Below are 18,202 nucleotides of genomic sequence, written 5' to 3' on the forward strand. Positions count from 1 at the left end.
CCTCGGCTTTTATAATGAGCGAACTTATTAGTTCATTTATTTACTAATAAAACCTCACGAATTCCTATAGCGCTTGTGACTCTTAATACGAAGTAGCAATACGCTCGCAGCAGCAATAAGTATTGAGCATACAGCAGTAACTACGAATATATTACTGCCTGTCGCACTTAAACTATGAAGCTGTTGCGAAACTGCATTGTTTGTTACTGTGATATCTGTCCAAGCAACTTGATTACCTTTCTCGTCAACCAAAACAACCGTATGCTTTCCAATGTATCCAGCTGGGAATTGAGCATCAAACTGAGGCTTGCCATTAACCATGCGAACAGTCACAAACTTTGAACCATCAGCACCCTTAAGCAAACGAGGAGACGAGTAAATGTACGCGTATGCATAAACTACTCCATCGCGCTGCAAACGCTCGATGAACTCGCTGTTTACAAGATTAATTCTTACACTGTTAACAACACCTGCAGTTGCAACGTTATTGTTACCAACGCTAAGAGTTCCCTTTAATTCTGGATTAAGCTGCTGAACAGTTTTCGGAGCAACAGGTACAGGAGTGGATTCTGCTGGTTTAGTTGGCGCAGAATGCTCAGACTTTGCCGGTGCAGACTGTTCAGACTTAGCACGCGCGGACTGTTCAGACTTAGCAGGTGCGGACTGTTCAGATTGCTCAGCTGGAGTTTCAGTCTTAGACTGATCCGGCTTAGTCTGATCCGGCTTAGCTGGAGTTTCATGCTCAGATGGCTGAGGCTGAGGAGCCGGTGCCGGAGACGGTGTTGGTGCAGGCTGAGGCGTTGGCACCGGAGCCGGAGCAGGTGATGGCGAAGGCTGTGGACCAGGCTGAGGAGCCGGAGCAGGATTCACAGGACCAGGAGTTGGAGCTGGAACTGGCGCTGGTTGCGGACCAGGCTGCGGCTGAGGTCCAGGAGCTGGTGTTGGAACTACAGGAGCAGGAGCAGGTGGCTGAGGCGTTGGCGTCACAGGACCAGGACCAGGCTGAGGCTGAGGTTGAGGACCAGGCTGAGGATTTACAGGACCAGGTGCCGGCGATGGCTCAGGCGCAGGATTCACAGTACCATTAACTAGTTCGCTTACGTCAGCAGGATGCAATTTATATTCAGCGACCTTTTCAAGATCAATAGAATTCTTATTATTCTTCTTTTCAGCATCCTTCACAAGCACTGCAGTAGAAAGAGCAGAAACCTTGTAATTTCCACTATCGTCTACAGATACTTCAGGGAACTTTGATGCATCATCACCATTAGCTTTTCCATCAGCAATGCGCACGCGATACTTTCCTTTGCCAATATTTACAGTAGATTCACTACTATTAGCGTTGAAAATAAACACATACGTTTTATCTTTGGCATCAACACTAAACGCATTAATACCATCGCTGCTCTTAATCCAATGCATATTCTTATTAACATCAGAATATGTAGAATCGCGTAAAGCTGGAATTTCGTTTCTTAACTTTATCAATGCCTTGAAGTATTCAACAGCATCAGAATTCTTATTAACCAAATCCCACTTAACAGAATTGTCACTATCACCAGCATTGTAGCTATTCTTATTGCCGTTCTTGCTTCGTAAGAACTCTTGACCAAGCTCAAAGAATGGCATGCCATGAGCAAACATTACAAGCGAATTAGCAAGCATTACTCGCTTCTTAAGATTCTCTTCTGACTCATGAGGCAAAGATTTCTTCAACTTATCGTAAAGATTAAGATTGTCGTGAGCTTCAACATATTGCACAGTCTGACCTGCATTCGCATAATGTCTATCAGTGCAACTTGAGTTTCCAGGCTGGCAACCGTAAAGATTTTGCATTACCAGATTGTCACTGCCTCTATTTCCAGACACGAATCCAGCAACATCATCATCTCCTTTGCCTTTTACAGCATCACGGAAGGAATCGTTAAAGAATGCAACGCCATTATTGTCTGCAAGCTTATACGCATTAGGCTGAATAGTGCGGTTTCCATAAGGCAATTGGCTCATATCCCAGCCTTCGCCAAGAATAATAGAGTTTTTATCAATGTCATAAACAGCCTTACGCACTTCCTTCATGGTTTCAAGATCAATCAATCCCATCAAATCAAATCGGAAGCCGTCAATACCGTACTCTTTAGCCCAATACTTTACAGAGTCAACAATATACTTTCGCATCATTTTGCGCTCAGAAGCAGTATCATTTCCGCAACCAGATCCATTAGTAAAGCTGCCGTCATCGTTGTAACGGAAGTAGTAACCTGGCACAGTTTGGCCAAAAGCGTTCTTTTGAGCGTTATAAACGTGGTTATAAACAACATCCATAATCACGCGCAAGCCAGCCTTATGCAAACCGTCAACCATTTGCTTTAGTTCCGCAATACGCGTAGCAGGGTTTGCTGAATCAGACGCATACGAACCTTCTGGAACGTTGTAATTGATTGGATCGTAGCCCCAGTTTTGAGCACCTGACTTGCCGTAACTCAAATCTCCTGCTTCATTCACAGAACCAAAATCATACATTGGCATGATTTGCACGTGAGTGATGCCGAGGGACTTCAAATAATCCAAACCAGTTGGCTTGCTTCCATTCTTAGTGTCAGATTCAATTACACCGAGATATTTGCCGCGCTTTGCAACATCTACGCCAGAACTTTCATGAATCGAAAAGTCGCGAATATTCATTTCTGCAATAGTCGCATCAGTTGGGCGCTTACCAAACGATGCCATGCGAGTTACAGGTGTTGCCATACTGCCACCGAATACAACAGATCTCATTCCATTTCGCACAGCAGCTTTTGCATAAGGGTCTGGAGAATTATTAACAGCACCGTCTGCAAAATGAACCTTGTACGTGTAAGCAGTGCCAGCTTTTGCATCGCTTGTAGTAATACTCCACACACTATTATTGCTTTCAAGCTTCATCTCTTGCTTTTTAGCTTCTGGAGCATTCTCAGCATCAGACTGATAAGTTACCAGCTCAACTTTCGTAGCAGTTGGTGCCCAAAGCTTGAAAGTCGTAGAATTACCATTTACAACAGCACCCAAGTCGTCGCCAGCATAAGCGTATTTCTTATCGAACTCATCAGTGCGAACAATCTTAGAGCCTTTAACAGTTGACACAGACACTGTTTTAGGCATTCCACCAACACCCTTAATGCTGATTTCATACATTTTCTTAAGATCTAATTCGTTCTTTGCGGTGATTACGATCTTATTATCTACAACAGCAACTTGCGAAATATCTACTGCCGTATGATTCTCTTTCTTTGAATCTGTAACATCAGTTATAGTTACGTCATTCTTCTTAATCTCTGAAGGGTCACCGCTCGCATTTACAGTAAATTCCTTCAAAGACGTAATATCAGCATTAATAGCATTAGCCTTCGTGTTGATTACGTTTGGACTTAAGTAAACTCTACTATCGCCCTGCATAAGCCAGATTTCAGCATTACCAGTTTTACCATCTTGGCTTAAAGTGATTGCCTTTGCAGGAATTGCACGATCGCCTTCACCAGGATCTTTAGCAACCCAATCGTTGCCTTGCATAGAATATCGCACAATAAACTTCGGATCTTTTACGCCATTACTATCCGTAAACGTATATTCTGCAATCTTGCCGAAATCATCATGAGCCGTGAAATCTTGCTTTACGCCTTCTTGCTTACCATACCAAGTCCAGAGATTCCAACCAGCGTAATCCTTGTTTGTTCTACGGTAGTGAACAGTAACGTTTAACGTTTGAATCTTATTAAGTTTGCCCGCAACTTCAACTGGTGGTTCAGCAAAAGTATCTTCATTCCCGCTTATAACCCAAGCTTGACCTACTCCATCTTCGATATTATAAATAAAACGGTTTTTTGTTCCGTCCTTATGCCAATTTTTATTATCAGTTCCTGGATCAGTAGTAATAATAAATCCGACTTTTCCACTCTCGTAAGTGCCATCAGCTTCAATTGTGTAAGTCTTACCAAAAGCGTCTTGACCATTAAATGCATGCCAGGTACCTTTTATCTCTTTACCATCTGCATCTTTAAGACCCCAGATATAGACGCCCATATTGTTATTACTACCTTTGTAGTGAATAGCAATCTTCGTTTTTAATGCAGAAGATTTTGAAGATTCTACTTTGCAAGGAATTTCAGCAGATTCAGAACCTTTCAAATCTGCATCTACTACATAAGTCTTTGCGCCAGCAGGAATAGTGAAATCGCCATCATTCTTGCCATTTACGTGATACCAATTACTTCCACCGTCGTTAAATACAGCAGTAATTTTCTGACCATTATTAGGAATTGTTCTTACAAACCAATCTTTGCATGACTTATGCATTGGTTTACCAGGAACTGCAGTCCAAGAATCATTGCCGATTTGATAATGAATATTTACAGAACTTGGATTACCTGCTTTACCTTTAGCATTGAAATAGATAGTTGTTGACTGGTCTTTAACATCGTCAACATTGTATTTTGGATCAGATTCATTGCGCGCTGCAATCTTTTTAACGTTATCCTTAGTTGCCTTTACATGCAAAGCAATTGCAGAATAAGGAGCAATAGTCGCAGCAACATTGCCATCTGTAACTTTAACAGTCTTAGAGCAGTCACCTGTAGCATAAACGTTGCAATATTCACCATTAGGCAAATCAGTCTTATACAAAACTCTCTTTGCATTTGGCGTATTGTTGATTGCTAAGAAGCCCTTCTTCTCGCGGCTAAATGCAATGTTATTATTGTCACTCTCCTGCCAATTAGTGACTTGAGCACCATTTACAGCATTAAAGAAGTCAATCATTCCACGAATCGAAGTCCAACGCTGAGTGCACTGCCATCCAGTTTTTGGAGAACAATCTACATCCTTAACAGAGGTTTCAGTCGCACCAGGCGCGCCATCATCCTTATTCTTTGCATCAAACCTATACCCCGAGTAAATGTTTGGGTTTCCATACGGATAGCCAAGCATAAACGCGTTTGCAAGCTCGTAGCGAGGACCATCCTTATAAGTGAGAGTGCGCACATAATTTTCGCGAGGAGTATCCCAATTAGTAACGAAAATCGAAGCTTTATCACTTGGAACAAGCCCATTAGTAATACTCTTTAGATTCGAAATTGATCCATAAAAATCGTTCTTTAAACGGTAGGAATACTGGAATTCGTTGACTTCGCCTTCGTTTAAATGCTTAGCTGGCTGGATTTCTGGAGCTTCAGAAGGATCGCCAATCGTCTCCTGCATCCACCAAATCTTGTCAGGAGTAGTATTTGCCTGCTTTGCAGCTTCAGCTTTAATGGCTTTCATATCCGCTGGCGAAATATGCTTAACGGCATCCACACGGAAACCAACAACACCCATCTTAAGCAAATCTGCAAAATACTTGCCTAAAACTTGCTGAACATGCGGCTTTGAAGTATCCAAATCAAGCAAACCTACAAGCCTGTGAGTCCAAACTTCTTCAGCATTCTTGTAATTTTTAATATTTTCAGTACTCTGATGGAAATCATCCTTAGTATATCCAGCTGTTTTGAAAGTTTGCGTAGCAGCATCGTATGCACTTCCACCAACGCCAACTTTATCTCTATTATCAGCACCAGTCATGTGATTAATCACAGCATCAGCAATGATTCCAACATTTGCCGCTTTGCAAGTTTGAATCATCTGCTTAAACTCAGCTTCAGTGCCAAGCTTAGAATCAAGCTTATAGCTCACAGGCTGATAAGAAGTCCACCACTGCTTACCTTTTACATGATCATTCGGAGGAGACACTTGCACATACTTCACGCCCTCATGACCGTAAGTTTTAGTGCACTCTTGAGCAATACTCTTCCAATTCTGCTGGAATGCAGTAACAATAACGCCCTTACGGTTAAGAGTTAGATTTTCTTTATTTGAACTATCGCTAACAGCGTTTGCACTACCCGTAACAGCAAAACCAGTTACAAGCATTGCAACAGACGTAGCAACAGCAACCATCTTCGATGCAAAGTGTCGACGATGACTCATCAGTATCCTTTCCTCCATTGGTATCAACACGCTTCTTCCTTGGGCGCATTAATAGCCTCAATGCACAAACGATGGCTAGCACTACTATGTTGCCAGCCATCGTTATAAACGTGCATTATCAGCGGAGAAAATTATAACATCTACATATTGACAATATTGCAATAACTATACAAAAACTGTAATAATGTCAATACAAATTTACTTCCAGATCGTCCTTTACTTCGCAATTTACTTATTAGAACCTGCCTTATTTTTTGCACAGAATCAGAGCTGACTCAATCAATAGCACAGCGAAAACAATTACAATCATCGCCACAGTACTAAACGTGGAAGTACTTCCAAAATGCCCTACAGCCTTAACATGCAAAGCAATAGCAGAATTAGCTGGAATAGTTATCTCTACTTTCCCACCATTTACAGTAACTGTGCTAGAGCATTTACGTGAAGCATATACGTTACAATACTCACCGTCAGGCAAATCAGTTTTATAACTCACATTTTTAGGCTTATCAGTATTGTTAATCGCCAAGAATCCCTTGTTTCCGCGACTAAAAGCAATGTTATTATCGTTGTCATCCTGCCATTGAGTTACTTTCGTGCCCTTAACAGCATTGTAGAATCCAATCATTCCACGAATAGAAGTCCAACGCTGAGTGCACTGCCACTGAGAATTCTTTCCGCACTTTACATCTGGAATGTTCGTATCAGTTGCACCAGGAGCACCGTCATCGCGCTGAGTGAACTTATATCCAGAATAAATATTTGGTGTTCCATACGGATAAGCAAGCATAAAAGCATTAGCTAACTCGTACTTTGCCCCATCCTTATAAGTGAGAACTCGAGTCGAATTGTCACGCTCAGTATCCCAGTTAGTCACAAAAATAGCTGCTTTCTTATTAGGAATAAGCTGATCTGTAATATGAGACAAATTCTCAATTGAGCCATAGAAATAATTACGCAAGCGATACGAGTATTCAAACTCATCTACTTCACCTGTACCAACATATTGATCTGGCTGAATTTTAGGATCTTGTTCAGGAAAACCAATTGTTTCTTGCATCCACCAAATATTTTCAGGCTTCATTCCAGCAGCTTTAGCAGCAGCTTCTTTTATGCCTTTCACATCTTCAGGACACATATGTTTTGTGGCATCAACTCTAAAGCCCGCAACACCCATTTTCAGCAATTTTGCAAAATAGTTACCAAGAATTTTTTGTACATGAGGCTTAGAAGTATCCAAATCAAGCAAACCAACTAAACGATAATTCCAAACGACTTGCGCATCTTTATATGTGTAAATATCTTTATCTATTTGGTGAAAATCATCTTTTGTGTAACCAGCATCCGGATAGCTTTGATTTGCCGCATCATACTTACTACCGCCAACACCTACAGTATCTTTATTACTATCACCGGTTGTGTGATTAATTACAGCATCAACAACAATTCCAACACCAGCTGCCCTGCAAGTAGTAATCATATTTTTAAACTCGTCTTCAGTGCCAAGCTTTGAATTTAGATTGTAACTAACTGGCTGATAAGAAGTCCACCACGCTTTACCTTTAATATGATCCTGCGGCGGCGAAACCTGTACATAACTCACACCCTCAGGACCATAAGTTCGCTTACACTCTTTTGCAATACTTTTCCAATTTTGCTGAAAAGCAGTAACAATCACACCTTTTGACGGAAGACCGTCTGTTGATTTAGTTGAAGCAAATGCCGAAGAGTTTGGAACAATAGCAAAAATACACATTAATACTGTTGCTACAGCAGCAATTGCAGCAATTGCAGTAAAAGAGCACATTACATTGCGCTTGTAATTATTGATTAATTCGCAAGCATAATTACTTCTTTTACGCTCACTTACTTGCAATCGTGCACTGTGGATCATCGTTGTTCCTTTCACATCACGTACAGCACTTTCATTGTGCGAGAATACTTTTATTATTATACGCTTATTGTTTATGTACGAGACATTAAAATATAAAATAAAAACGTCGCCTAGCAAGCTAAGCGACGTCGTGCACGTGCCCCCGGTGAGACTCGAACTCACACTGCACAGATTTTGAGGCTGTTTCCTCTACCAATTGGGATACAGGGGCATTTTTAATTTTCCGCATTTTTTTGCGACTTGTTGACTATAGCACACTTTAAGCCACATGCAAATAGTTAAAGCGTTTTGCGCGTGTCGCAAATCAACAATATTGATCATACATAACATAATGCGCGCAAACTGCAAAACAGCTAGCGCGCATTATGCAAACTATACTACTGCGCAAATGCACTTAAACTAGAAGAACTAGCGTATTAGTACAAGAACGCAGAATCAAGCAATTAGTCGCAAGCACCGACGGTGTGAACGTAGATGGAGTCAGTGCGACCAGCCTGGCGTTCACCCTGAGCAGTGCTCAAGATAACAATCTGATCACCATCGGAAACCTTACCGGCTTCGCGAAGAACCTTGTCAGTGAAGATCATCAAATCGTGACGATTCATGTCATGGTAATCTTCATCAATCAAGAAGCCTTCAGTACCCCAGCTCAAAGCCAACCAACGATAAGTGTGCTCATTGTTAGTCAAGCCGTAGATTGGAGCGGTTGGGCGTTCACGAGAAATGCGATGAACTGTGCGACCAGTCTGAGTGTAGGCAACAATAGCCTTAGCATTAAGCTTATCTGCCAAATCAACAGCTGCAGAAGAAACTGCACCGGTGCTAGACATGTCAAGCTCAACAGCAGGAATGCGATCATAGCCGTGCTCAGTAGCATACTGAGAAATACGAGACATAGTCTTAACGGTAACATCTGGATACTTGCCAACAGCAGTTTCGTTAGAAGTCATTGTTGCGTCAGCACCGTCGAGAACAGCGTTAGCACAGTCAGAAGCTTCTGCACGGGTTGGAACTGGAGAGTTAACCATTGTGCCAAGAACTTCAGTAGCAACGATAACTGGCTTTGCATAGCGACGAGAAAGCTCAATGCAGCGCTTGGTGACAAGTGGAACCTCTTCGAGAGGCATTTCCACAGCCATATCACCACGTGCAACCATAATGCCATCGAAGGTCTTAACAATCTCTTCCAAGTTTTCAACAGCCTGTGGCTTTTCAATCTTGGCGACGATTGGAATGCGACGACCTTCTTCGTCCATGATTTCGTGAGCGCGATCAATATCGGTAGCGAAACGCACGAAGGACATAGCAATAATGTCAGCACCAGTGCGAATAGCCCAACGAAGATCAGCCTCATCCTTTTCAGTCAAAGCTGGGAGGGAAACTGCAACGCCTGGGAGGTTAATGCCCTTGTGGCTGGAAACTGGACCAGCAACAATAACCTTAGTGTGAACGTCGTTGCCTTCTACCTTAGTTACCTCAAGGCGAACCTTACCATCATCGATAAGAATTGGGTCGCCTGCGTGGCAATCTCCTGGCAAGCCCTTAAAGGTTGTAGAAGTGCGGTGCTCGTCACCTTCAACATCATCAGTAGTGATGATGAACTCCTGACCTTCTTCCAAATAAACCTTATCTTCGCCTTCAGCGTTCTTCTTGAACCATCCACAGCGAATCTTTGGACCTTGCAAATCAACAAGAGCAGCAACATTGCGGCCAGTGGACTTGGAAGCTGCACGAACGTTGTTGTAAACGCGCAAATGATCTTCAGGAGTGCCGTGAGAACGGTTCAAACGAGCAACATCCATACCGGCTTCAACAAGCTTGGTAATACCTTCCAAGGATTCGGTAGCTGGACCAATAGTATCAACGATTTTGGCTTTACGCATAATGCCTACCTATTTTCTATTTCTGTTTATTTTTTTATGGGCGATTTAATGATAAAACCATAAAACGCCCAATTCCGCTTTCCAGTGTATCAACGTATTGTGACCGCTTATTGTATTTATTCGGCGTTTTGTGAACGCTCACAAAAAATACTCAAGGAATACCTATTTACTACGATTAAACACGACTAGATACGCTCTCTTATTAATCGCGTTTAGCTTGCGATTAGCCTCGATTAGCGCACTATATAGCTAACACTAGCTAGCGCAAATGCCTAGCATGCTTACGATTTACACCAGCCAGACTACTTTGCAACCTGCTTATTCTGCACAAGCTCAGCCTAAAGCAGCCACACACTAAACCTTTTATCAACAAAAGCTGTAGATTTAAAATGTGTTATTTTATTCCTTAAATAATTCTGAATGCGTACCAAGCCTGTATAACATCAAAACAAGAATTTCATTTTTAATTTCATAAACTAAAAGCCAATCGGGTTCAATATGACATTCTCTTGTTCCGCTATATTTTCCAGTCAGACCGTGATCACAATATTTAGCTTCTAGTACACCACCGTTAGCTAAAACATCAATTACTTTTAAAAGATTATCCGTATTTTTATTTTGCTTCTTAGCTAATTTAAGGTCTTTTTTGAATTGATTCGTGAATTTTACTTCATATTTCATAAATCAAGAGCCACCTTAAGATCTCCCATATTCCGATAACCCTTTACACTAGGATCAGACGCAATCCGTCTACCTTCCTCAATAGCAGCAATCGTTGTATCATTTGGAACCTCTAATTTAAGAGAAAATGGAATCCCGTTCTCACGAATAGTTGTTCGCAAAAACATGTTAATCGCTGTTGTCATATTGAGCCCGAGTTCTGAAAAAATCTTATCAGCTTGTTCTTTAATTCCCTTATCTGTTCTAATATTTAAATTCGTAGTAGTCATATACGACACCTCCATCTTCTTTTACTATACGCAAACATTCGTTTACATTCAACATATTGTCATTGCATTGTATATAACTTAAACTGACTAAAGTAATCCAATAATCTTTAATTCACATGATTGAATAAATTAAACTCTCTTACTAATTAAGTAGTTTTAAGCCCAAAATTACATCATGTTAGAAAAATCAATAAATATTTTGACATACGCGTCAAATATTTTCAGTAGATAAAAGTAATCAATTGCACGAACATTTTTGATTTGCAACGCTCATCAATTTGCAATGCTCATTTATTAGCATCACTTATCAGCCGCATCTATTTGCCGCAACTCTTTCTTTAGATCGCGTATTTCGTCGCGCAATCGCGCTGCAAGCTCGAATTGCAACTGCTCAGCAGCAACATGCATTTGATCGCTCAAATTTTTAATCAGCGACATAATATCGTCTTGCGGCAGCTCAGAAATATTCGCCATACGCTTTTCTTTGCTTTGCCGCCCAAGATTTGGCTCTTTTGGCACTCCATAATGCGAGTTCCCAGCCTTATTAGCATTTCTGTAACCGCCTGCTAGCAAAGTTTGCGTATCAACATCCTCTTTAGCGAGCATGTCGTTAACATCGCTAATCTTCTTTCGCAAAGGCTTAGGATCAATTCCATGAGCTTTGTTATACGCAATTTGCTTTTCACGGCGGCGCTCTGTCTCGCTAATCGCCTTGCTCATAGCATCCGTAACAGTATCCGCATACATAAGAACAGTTCCAGAAACGTTACGAGCAGCACGACCAATCGTCTGAATAAGCGAACGGTAAGATCTTAAGAAACCTTCCTTATCTGCATCCAAAATCGCTACAAGCGAAACTTCCGGCAAATCCAAACCCTCACGAAGCAAATTAATGCCAACAATCACATCAATTTTGCCTTCGCGAAGCTCACGCAAAAGCTCCACTCTGCGCAAAGTATCAACATCAGAATGCAAGTACTCAACTTTAATACCAAGCTCCAAAAAGTAATCAGTTAAGTCTTCCGCCATTTTCTTTGTAAGCGTAGTAACAAGCACGCGCTCATCTTTTGCTACTCGCTCCTTGATTTCCGCAAGCAAATCGTCAACCTGACCTTCTACAGGGCGAACCTCAATCTTAGGGTCAAGCAAGCCGGTAGGGCGAATAATTTGCTCAACTACACCATCTGAAAGCCCAAGCTCGTAATCTCCAGGCGTTGCAGAAAGATACACAGTTTGACCAACATGCTCCAAAAATTCTTTCCACTTTAACGGGCGATTATCCATTGCAGAAGGAAGCCTAAATCCATGCTCTACAAGCGTTCTTTTGCGCGAAGCATCGCCTTCATACATAGCTCCAATTTGCGGCACTGTTACATGCGACTCGTCTAAAACTAGCAAAAAGTCATCCGGGAAAAAGTCAAGCAGAGTATGCGGAGGCGTGCCTGCATCGCGTCCGTCAAAATGCCTAGAATAATTCTCCACTCCTGGGCATACACCAACTTGGCGAAGCATCTCCAAATCGTACGTAGTTCGCATTTCCAAACGCTGAGCTTCCAGCAATTTGTTCTGCTTTTTAAGCTGAGCTACTCTCTCGTCGCGCTCTTTTTCAATCGCCTCTAACGCGCGCTCCATGCGCTCTGGTCCTGCAATGTAGTGAGATGCTGGGAAAATATGAACGCTACTCTCCTGGCGAATTACTTCTCCTGTAAGAGGATGCAACATGGTAATTCTGTCGATTTCATCACCGAAGAACTCAATTCGCACAGCTAATTCTTCGTAAACTGGAATAATCTCAACCGTATCTCCGCGCACTCTAAAAGTTCCGCGCGTAAAGGCAATGTCATTGCGTTTGTATTGCATACTCACAAATTGACGCAATAAATCATCTCTCTCAAGTTGCTCGCCAACGCTTAGCATAAGCATTCGCTCGGCATACTCCTCTGGAGTACCGAGTCCATAAATGCAAGAAACAGTAGCCACAACAACGCAATCGCGTCTAGTAAGCAAATTCGCTGTAGCAGCATGACGAAGCCGCTCAACATCGTCGTTAATATTCGAATCTTTTTCAATATACGTGTCTGTTTGCGGAATATACGCTTCCGGCTGATAGTAATCGTAATAAGACACAAAATAGCTCACGGCATTATCTGGCATAAGCTCGCGAAATTCCGCGCAAAGCTGAGCTGCCAAAGTTTTATTCGGCTCAATAATAAGTGTCGGTCGTTGCAAACGCTCAATAAGCCAAGCGGTTGTAGCAGTTTTACCAGTTCCAGTAGCACCCATTAAAACAACGTCGTTTTCTCCGTTTTCAATGCGATTCGCTAACTCTTCGATTGCTTGCGGCTGGTCACCCGAAGGCGCATACGGCGCTTTTACTACAAAAGGCTTGTTTGTGCGCTGAATTTTATTCGACATAATCTTTTACTTCCCCAGTTCTTTACTTCCCCAATTTCGCAATTTCAGCACTTTTATTGTTTATTTCGCGCAACCATGATTTCAACGTATCGTCAACACTGTTAAGCATAGATTCCATTGGTTTAGTGGAATCAACTACAAAATCCGCCATATCTTTTCGAACTTTACTTGGAAGTTGACTATTTATGCGCGCTAAAGCCTGACTCTCAGTCATGTTCCGCTCGCTTATCATTCGCTTAACGCGAATTTCTTGAGGCGCTTCAACAGTAATAATATGATCAAAACTAAATGGAATGCTGTCGATTACTTGCGCAAGAAGTGGAATGTCATGCACAATAACTGAATTTATACTGTCCAACACGTTGCAATTTTCTTTAGCATTGCAATTTTCCTTAGAAATTTTACTAATATACTCGCTTTCTAAAAGCTTTGCGCAATCATAAATAGCAGGATGAATTATAGACTCAATCTTACTTAACGCTTGCTTACGTTCATCGTCGTCACCAAAAATACGCTCCGCAATAAACGCACGATTTAAAGAACCATCATTCTTAACAGCATTTTCCCCAAAAATACCTACTATTTGTTGCAATACTGCGCTTCCCGGTTCCACTACTTTACGCGCTAAAACATCGTAATCAATAACAAACGCACCAAGCAAACGCAAATGGTTTACTACAGTAGATTTTCCGGCTGCAATTCCGCCTGTTACCGCAATCCGCAATATTGTCATATATAAATTATAAGTAATGCCCCAGTAAATAATTACCAGGGCATTGTTATTAAAAGAAAACAAATGGTTAATCTTGTAATTCTGCACCATCAGCATCTTTATGCCATTTAGTCCCAGGCTTTGAGCAAAGAATGCAAATTCCTTCAACACATGACCATATAATCGAAATACCTGCAAGCAAACCAATAGAAAGAACAGAAATCAACAATTGGGCAATAGCCTTGCCTTTAAAACCAAGGTAGAAATTGTGAATCCCTAAACCACCTACAAAAATCGCTAAAAGACCGGCAGCAAGCTTATGTCGAGAACTTACTAAAGTAGCATTATTCGCTGAATTATTCCCATCGTATGAAGGGAACTGAGCATTCTTCTGATTGTTATCAAATGTACTCATAATTTTCACCAATCCTTTTAATAACTTAATTAATGCTTTAACAAAATCATATAATCGTGCTTCTTAAAAGAAAATTTGTTGTACTCACATTTAATTACAGAATATAAATTATAAAATCAGAGTATTTAGAGCACATTGCGATAATCGCAATGAACAAAATGCCCTGATGATTACTCACCAGGGCATTTCGTTCATACGCTTTTAGTAGAAAACTACTTCTTTTCGCTTAAAAGCTGTTCGCGCAAAGCTGCGAGCTGATCAGAATCAGCTAAAGCACCTTCACTAGTTGTTTCAGAAGAATAGTTGGAAGCAACTTCTTCCTTCTTTTCTTCCTTAGCTGGCTTCTTTTCAGCTTCTTCTTGCTGACCGTCAGCAGCAGCAGATTCTGCTGCAGCTGCAAGTTCCTTAGCAGCGAAAGCCTTGTGCTCTTCCCAAAGCTCGTGAGCTGCAGCATACTGAGCTTCCCACTCTTCGCGCTGCTGCTCGTAACCAGCCATCCACTCGTTAGTGTTTGGATCGAAGCCTTCTGGGTACTTGTAGTTGCCTTCAGCATCGTACTCAGCTGGCATACCGTAAAGAGCTGGATCGAAATCTTCAGAATTTGGATCAACAGCCTCATTAGCCTGCTTCAAGGAGAGGGAAATACGACGGCGATCAAGATCAACATCAATAACCTTGACGAATACGTCTTCATTTGCCTTAACAACAGTTTCTGGATTCTCTACGTGACGGTTTGCAAGCTCAGAAATGTGAACCAAGCCCTCAATGCCATCTTCAACGGAGATGAACACACCGAACTGAACGATCTTGGTGACCTTACCCTTAACAACCTGTCCAGGAACATGAGTGCGAGCGAAGCGCTGCCATGGATCTTCCTGAGTTGCCTTAAGGGAAAGGGAAATACGTTCGCGATCGAGATCAACGTCGAGAACCTCAACGGTAACCTTATCGCCAACCTTAACAACCTCAGATGGGTGATCGATATGCTTCCAAGAAAGCTCAGAAACGTGAATGAGACCGTCAACACCGCCGAGATCAACGAATGCACCGAAGTTTACGATAGAAGACACAACGCCTTCACGAATCTGACCTTTCTTAAGCTGCGAGAGGAAGGTCTCACGAACTTCAGACTGAGTTTCCTCGAGGAACTGACGACGAGAAAGCACAACATTGTTGCGGTTCTTATCGAGCTCAAGAATCTTAGCCTTAATCTTCTGACCAATGTATGGAGAAAGATCGCGAACGCGACGCATTTCAACCAAGGATGCTGGTAAGAAGCCACGCAAACCGATATCTACGATCAAGCCGCCCTTAACAGCCTCAATAACGGTACCTTCAACGATGCCGTCTGCATCCTTAATCTTCTCGATGTCACCCCAAGCACGCTCATACTGTGCACGCTTCTTGGAGAGAATAAGACGTCCTTCCTTGTCTTCCTTAGTGACAACAAGGGCTTCAATGGTGTCGCCAACCTCGACAACATCATCTGGATCAACGTCTTTTTTGATGGAAAGTTCACGGGAAGGAATTACACCTTCAGTCTTGTAGCCGATGTCCAGCAATACTTCGTCGTGATCAATCTTTACGACGGTACCTTCAACTAAATCACCATCATCAAAATTCTTGATGGTTGAATCGACTGCCTTGATGAAGTCTTCTTCGGTGCCAATATCATTAATCGCAACCTTGGCGACTTCGTTATTATTCTCTGCCATTAGTTATTAGTGGTTTCTTCTTGGGGTGGATATTACTCGATATTTAATTATGTATTTACGTTACGCATGTATGCCATGCACGCGCTTTGTCGATTTTATATACAGGCATAGCCAAAATTTACGTTTTACTTCGGGCGTGTCGCATTTTATTTGCAATTAAGTGCTCGCTCAGCCATATCTACAACATTCGCCAGCAACATAGCTCGAGTCATCGGACCTACTCCACCAGGATTCGGAGAATACGCTCCAGCAATTTCGCGACAAGCTGAATCAACATCACCTTTTACGCGGTATCTACCAGCTTCTTCATCAAAAACACGAGATACGCCTACATCAACAAGAACAGCACCAGGTTTAATATCTTCTGGCTTAACAAAACCAGCACAACCCATTGCGGCAATTATTACATCAGAACGACGCATAATCTCCTGCACATTCCGAGTATGCGTATGACACAACGTAACAGTTGCATCTACTCCCCTGCGGGTTAAAAGAAGGCCAATAGTACGTCCAACCGTAATGCCACGACCAAGCACACAAACTTCCTTACCAGAAAGTTCAATACCGTATTCATCAAGCAAAGCTAAAATTCCACGCGGCGTGCACGGCAAAGGTGTTGTAATATCACCGGAAATATGCGTAACAAGTTCACCCAAATTATACGGATGCATTCCATCACAATCTTTTGCAGGATTAATAGAAGAAATAACTTTTTGAACATCAATTCCTTTTGGCAATGGCAGTTGCGCAATAAATCCAGTACAAAGAGGGTCATTATTTAATTTCTGTAAAGCAGCAAGAATCTCATCTTCACTAGCATCTTCTGGCAGATCGCAACGAATAGAATTAATCCCCACTTCTTCGCAATCACGATGCTTACCAGCAACATATTTCAACGAACCAGGATCACTACCTACAAGTAACGTGCCCAAACCTGGATTAATGCCTTTTTTATGTAAAATAGCAACGCGCGCTGCCAAATCTTTTTTAATTTTACTAGCTAAAGCTTTACCATCCAACACAATAGCCATAAAAAATTTCCTCCCAACTCGCACAATTCGTAAGGATAGGCTATCGTGAAGTATAGAAGATATGGGTCGACTAACAATTTTGCGTGCGCCGACGCACCATTATCACGGGAGGAGTCACAGTGATGCGTACCGTTCTTTGTGCAGTAAAGAAGTTTGGAAAAACTGCCATAACATGCCTTATTGCTTCTGCAGTAATACTTGGATTTGCAGCTTGTGGAAAAACTGAGGAAAAACCAAAAGAAAAACCAAAAGCTGCAACAAATATTTCTGTTGTATCCACTGTTGACACCTGGGGTAGCTTAGCTCAAGAGATCGGTGGCTCTGACGTCAAAGTTGAATCAGTTATGACTGGCTCAGATACAGACATATCGTCGTTTAAACCTAGCTCAAAAGATTTAAAAAATATGCAGAATGCACAAGTATTAGTTACAAATGGTGCAGGCTACGATGATTGGGCAAACAAAGTACACCCAGCTAAAGCTGAAGTGCTTAGTGCAGCAGGTACTGTAGGAGCACTTAACGGAGACAATCCATATCTTTGGTTTTCTCACGATGCTAGGGACGCAATGGCATCTGCCATGGCTGACACCTTCTCCAAAGTTTTGCCATCAAAAAAACAAGCTTTTTCTAAGCGACTAGCACAATGGCAGGAAAAGGAAAAGAAATTAACCACCTACTTAAGTGATTTCTCTAAAGAAAATGGTAATGCAAAGTATGCTTCTACATCTCCTATTCTTTTCTGGCTAATGTCTGATGCCAATTTGAAAGATAGCTCACCTAAAGAATATGCTGACGCACTAAATAACAATAATGAACCAGAACATTCAAGCGTTGAGGAGTTTCAGAAGCTTATTGAAGGTCGCAAAATCGATGTGTTGATTAGCGATAGCCAACAAGGAAACGATGTTCTAAATTTGCTAAACGGAATCGCAGGACGCAGCTATACGTCCACAGTGCGAGTAAGCGAACTTATGCCAAAATACGCAGATCAGCTTGATAAATGGATTATGAAGATTTGTGACGACCTACATAATGCTGTAAAAGCAACAAAGGATATGCGTAAAGACATTGATGACAAAGAGCCTCAAAAAAAGCCAATCACTGAGAAGCCACACATAGCAAAGAATACCGATCCTAAAAATTCTAACCAAGGTCAACAAGATCCAGGTAAGTAAATTTAGGTGAATCTGTTA

11 protein-coding genes and 1 tRNA gene are annotated in these 18,202 nt (G+C 41.8%); 1 reads left to right on the forward strand and 11 read right to left on the reverse strand.

Annotation, left to right across the window (positions count from 1 at the left end; all coding sequences use genetic code 11):
* Positions 1–54: 54 nt before the first annotated feature.
* The 11 genes from pulA to HXT43_RS03375 form a co-directional block, all read right to left on the reverse strand.
* Positions 55–5,994 carry a type I pullulanase gene (gene pulA, locus HXT43_RS03325; protein ID WP_415707265.1) on the reverse strand — a complete coding sequence of 1,980 codons (5,940 nt, stop codon included), beginning with the start codon at positions 5,992–5,994 and terminating at the stop codon, positions 55–57.
* Between the two features lie 247 nt (positions 5,995–6,241).
* Complete coding sequence (locus tag HXT43_RS03330; protein ID WP_415707284.1) at positions 6,242–7,801, reverse strand: alpha-amylase; 1,560 nt, start codon at positions 7,799–7,801, stop codon at positions 6,242–6,244.
* 224 nt (positions 7,802–8,025) lie between these two features.
* Positions 8,026–8,099 (reverse strand) — tRNA-Leu (locus tag HXT43_RS03335).
* Between the two features lie 232 nt (positions 8,100–8,331).
* The gene (pyk, locus tag HXT43_RS03340; RefSeq protein ID WP_004107046.1) at positions 8,332–9,771 is read right to left on the reverse strand and encodes a pyruvate kinase; all 1,440 of its coding nucleotides are present in this window, start codon (positions 9,769–9,771) and stop codon (positions 8,332–8,334) included.
* A gap of 399 nt (positions 9,772–10,170) precedes the next feature.
* Complete coding sequence (locus HXT43_RS03345) at positions 10,171–10,452, reverse strand: type II toxin-antitoxin system mRNA interferase toxin, RelE/StbE family (protein WP_174191545.1); 282 nt, start codon at positions 10,450–10,452, stop codon at positions 10,171–10,173.
* Positions 10,449–10,721, reverse strand: a complete 273-nt coding sequence (locus HXT43_RS03350; RefSeq protein WP_004107052.1) for a type II toxin-antitoxin system RelB/DinJ family antitoxin — start codon at positions 10,719–10,721, stop codon at positions 10,449–10,451. Before HXT43_RS03350 ends, HXT43_RS03345 begins: the two co-directional genes overlap by 4 nt.
* A 300-nt stretch (positions 10,722–11,021) precedes the next feature.
* Positions 11,022–13,136 carry an excinuclease ABC subunit UvrB gene (uvrB, locus tag HXT43_RS03355; protein WP_174191544.1) on the reverse strand — a complete coding sequence of 705 codons (2,115 nt, stop codon included), beginning with the start codon at positions 13,134–13,136 and terminating at the stop codon, positions 11,022–11,024.
* Positions 13,137–13,158: 22 nt separating this feature from the next.
* Positions 13,159–13,869: a dephospho-CoA kinase gene (coaE, locus tag HXT43_RS03360; protein ID WP_004107057.1), complete on the reverse strand. Its 711-nt coding sequence runs from the start codon at positions 13,867–13,869 to the stop codon at positions 13,159–13,161.
* 67 nt (positions 13,870–13,936) lie between these two features.
* Positions 13,937–14,263 (reverse strand): TM2 domain-containing protein, encoded by a 327-nt coding sequence (locus HXT43_RS03365; RefSeq protein ID WP_004119289.1) that lies wholly within the window; start codon positions 14,261–14,263, stop codon positions 13,937–13,939.
* Between the two features lie 212 nt (positions 14,264–14,475).
* Entirely contained in the window at positions 14,476–15,978 is a 1,503-nt protein-coding gene (rpsA, locus tag HXT43_RS03370; protein WP_004107061.1) for a 30S ribosomal protein S1, read from the reverse strand.
* Positions 15,979–16,124: 146 nt separating this feature from the next.
* On the reverse strand, positions 16,125–17,009 hold the full coding sequence (locus HXT43_RS03375) for a bifunctional methylenetetrahydrofolate dehydrogenase/methenyltetrahydrofolate cyclohydrolase (protein WP_415707264.1): 885 nt from the start codon (positions 17,007–17,009) through the stop codon (positions 16,125–16,127).
* A 122-nt stretch (positions 17,010–17,131) separates the two neighbouring features.
* Here HXT43_RS03375 and HXT43_RS03380 point away from each other — a divergent pair, with 122 nt between their 5' ends.
* Positions 17,132–18,184: a metal ABC transporter solute-binding protein, Zn/Mn family gene (locus tag HXT43_RS03380; protein ID WP_116442672.1), complete on the forward strand. Its 1,053-nt coding sequence runs from the start codon at positions 17,132–17,134 to the stop codon at positions 18,182–18,184.
* The last annotated feature ends 18 nt before the right edge of the window (positions 18,185–18,202 follow it).

It is taken from the genome of Gardnerella sp. DNF01195 (assembly GCF_049244175.1).
GTDB lineage: Bacteria > Actinomycetota > Actinomycetes > Actinomycetales > Bifidobacteriaceae > Bifidobacterium > Bifidobacterium leopoldii.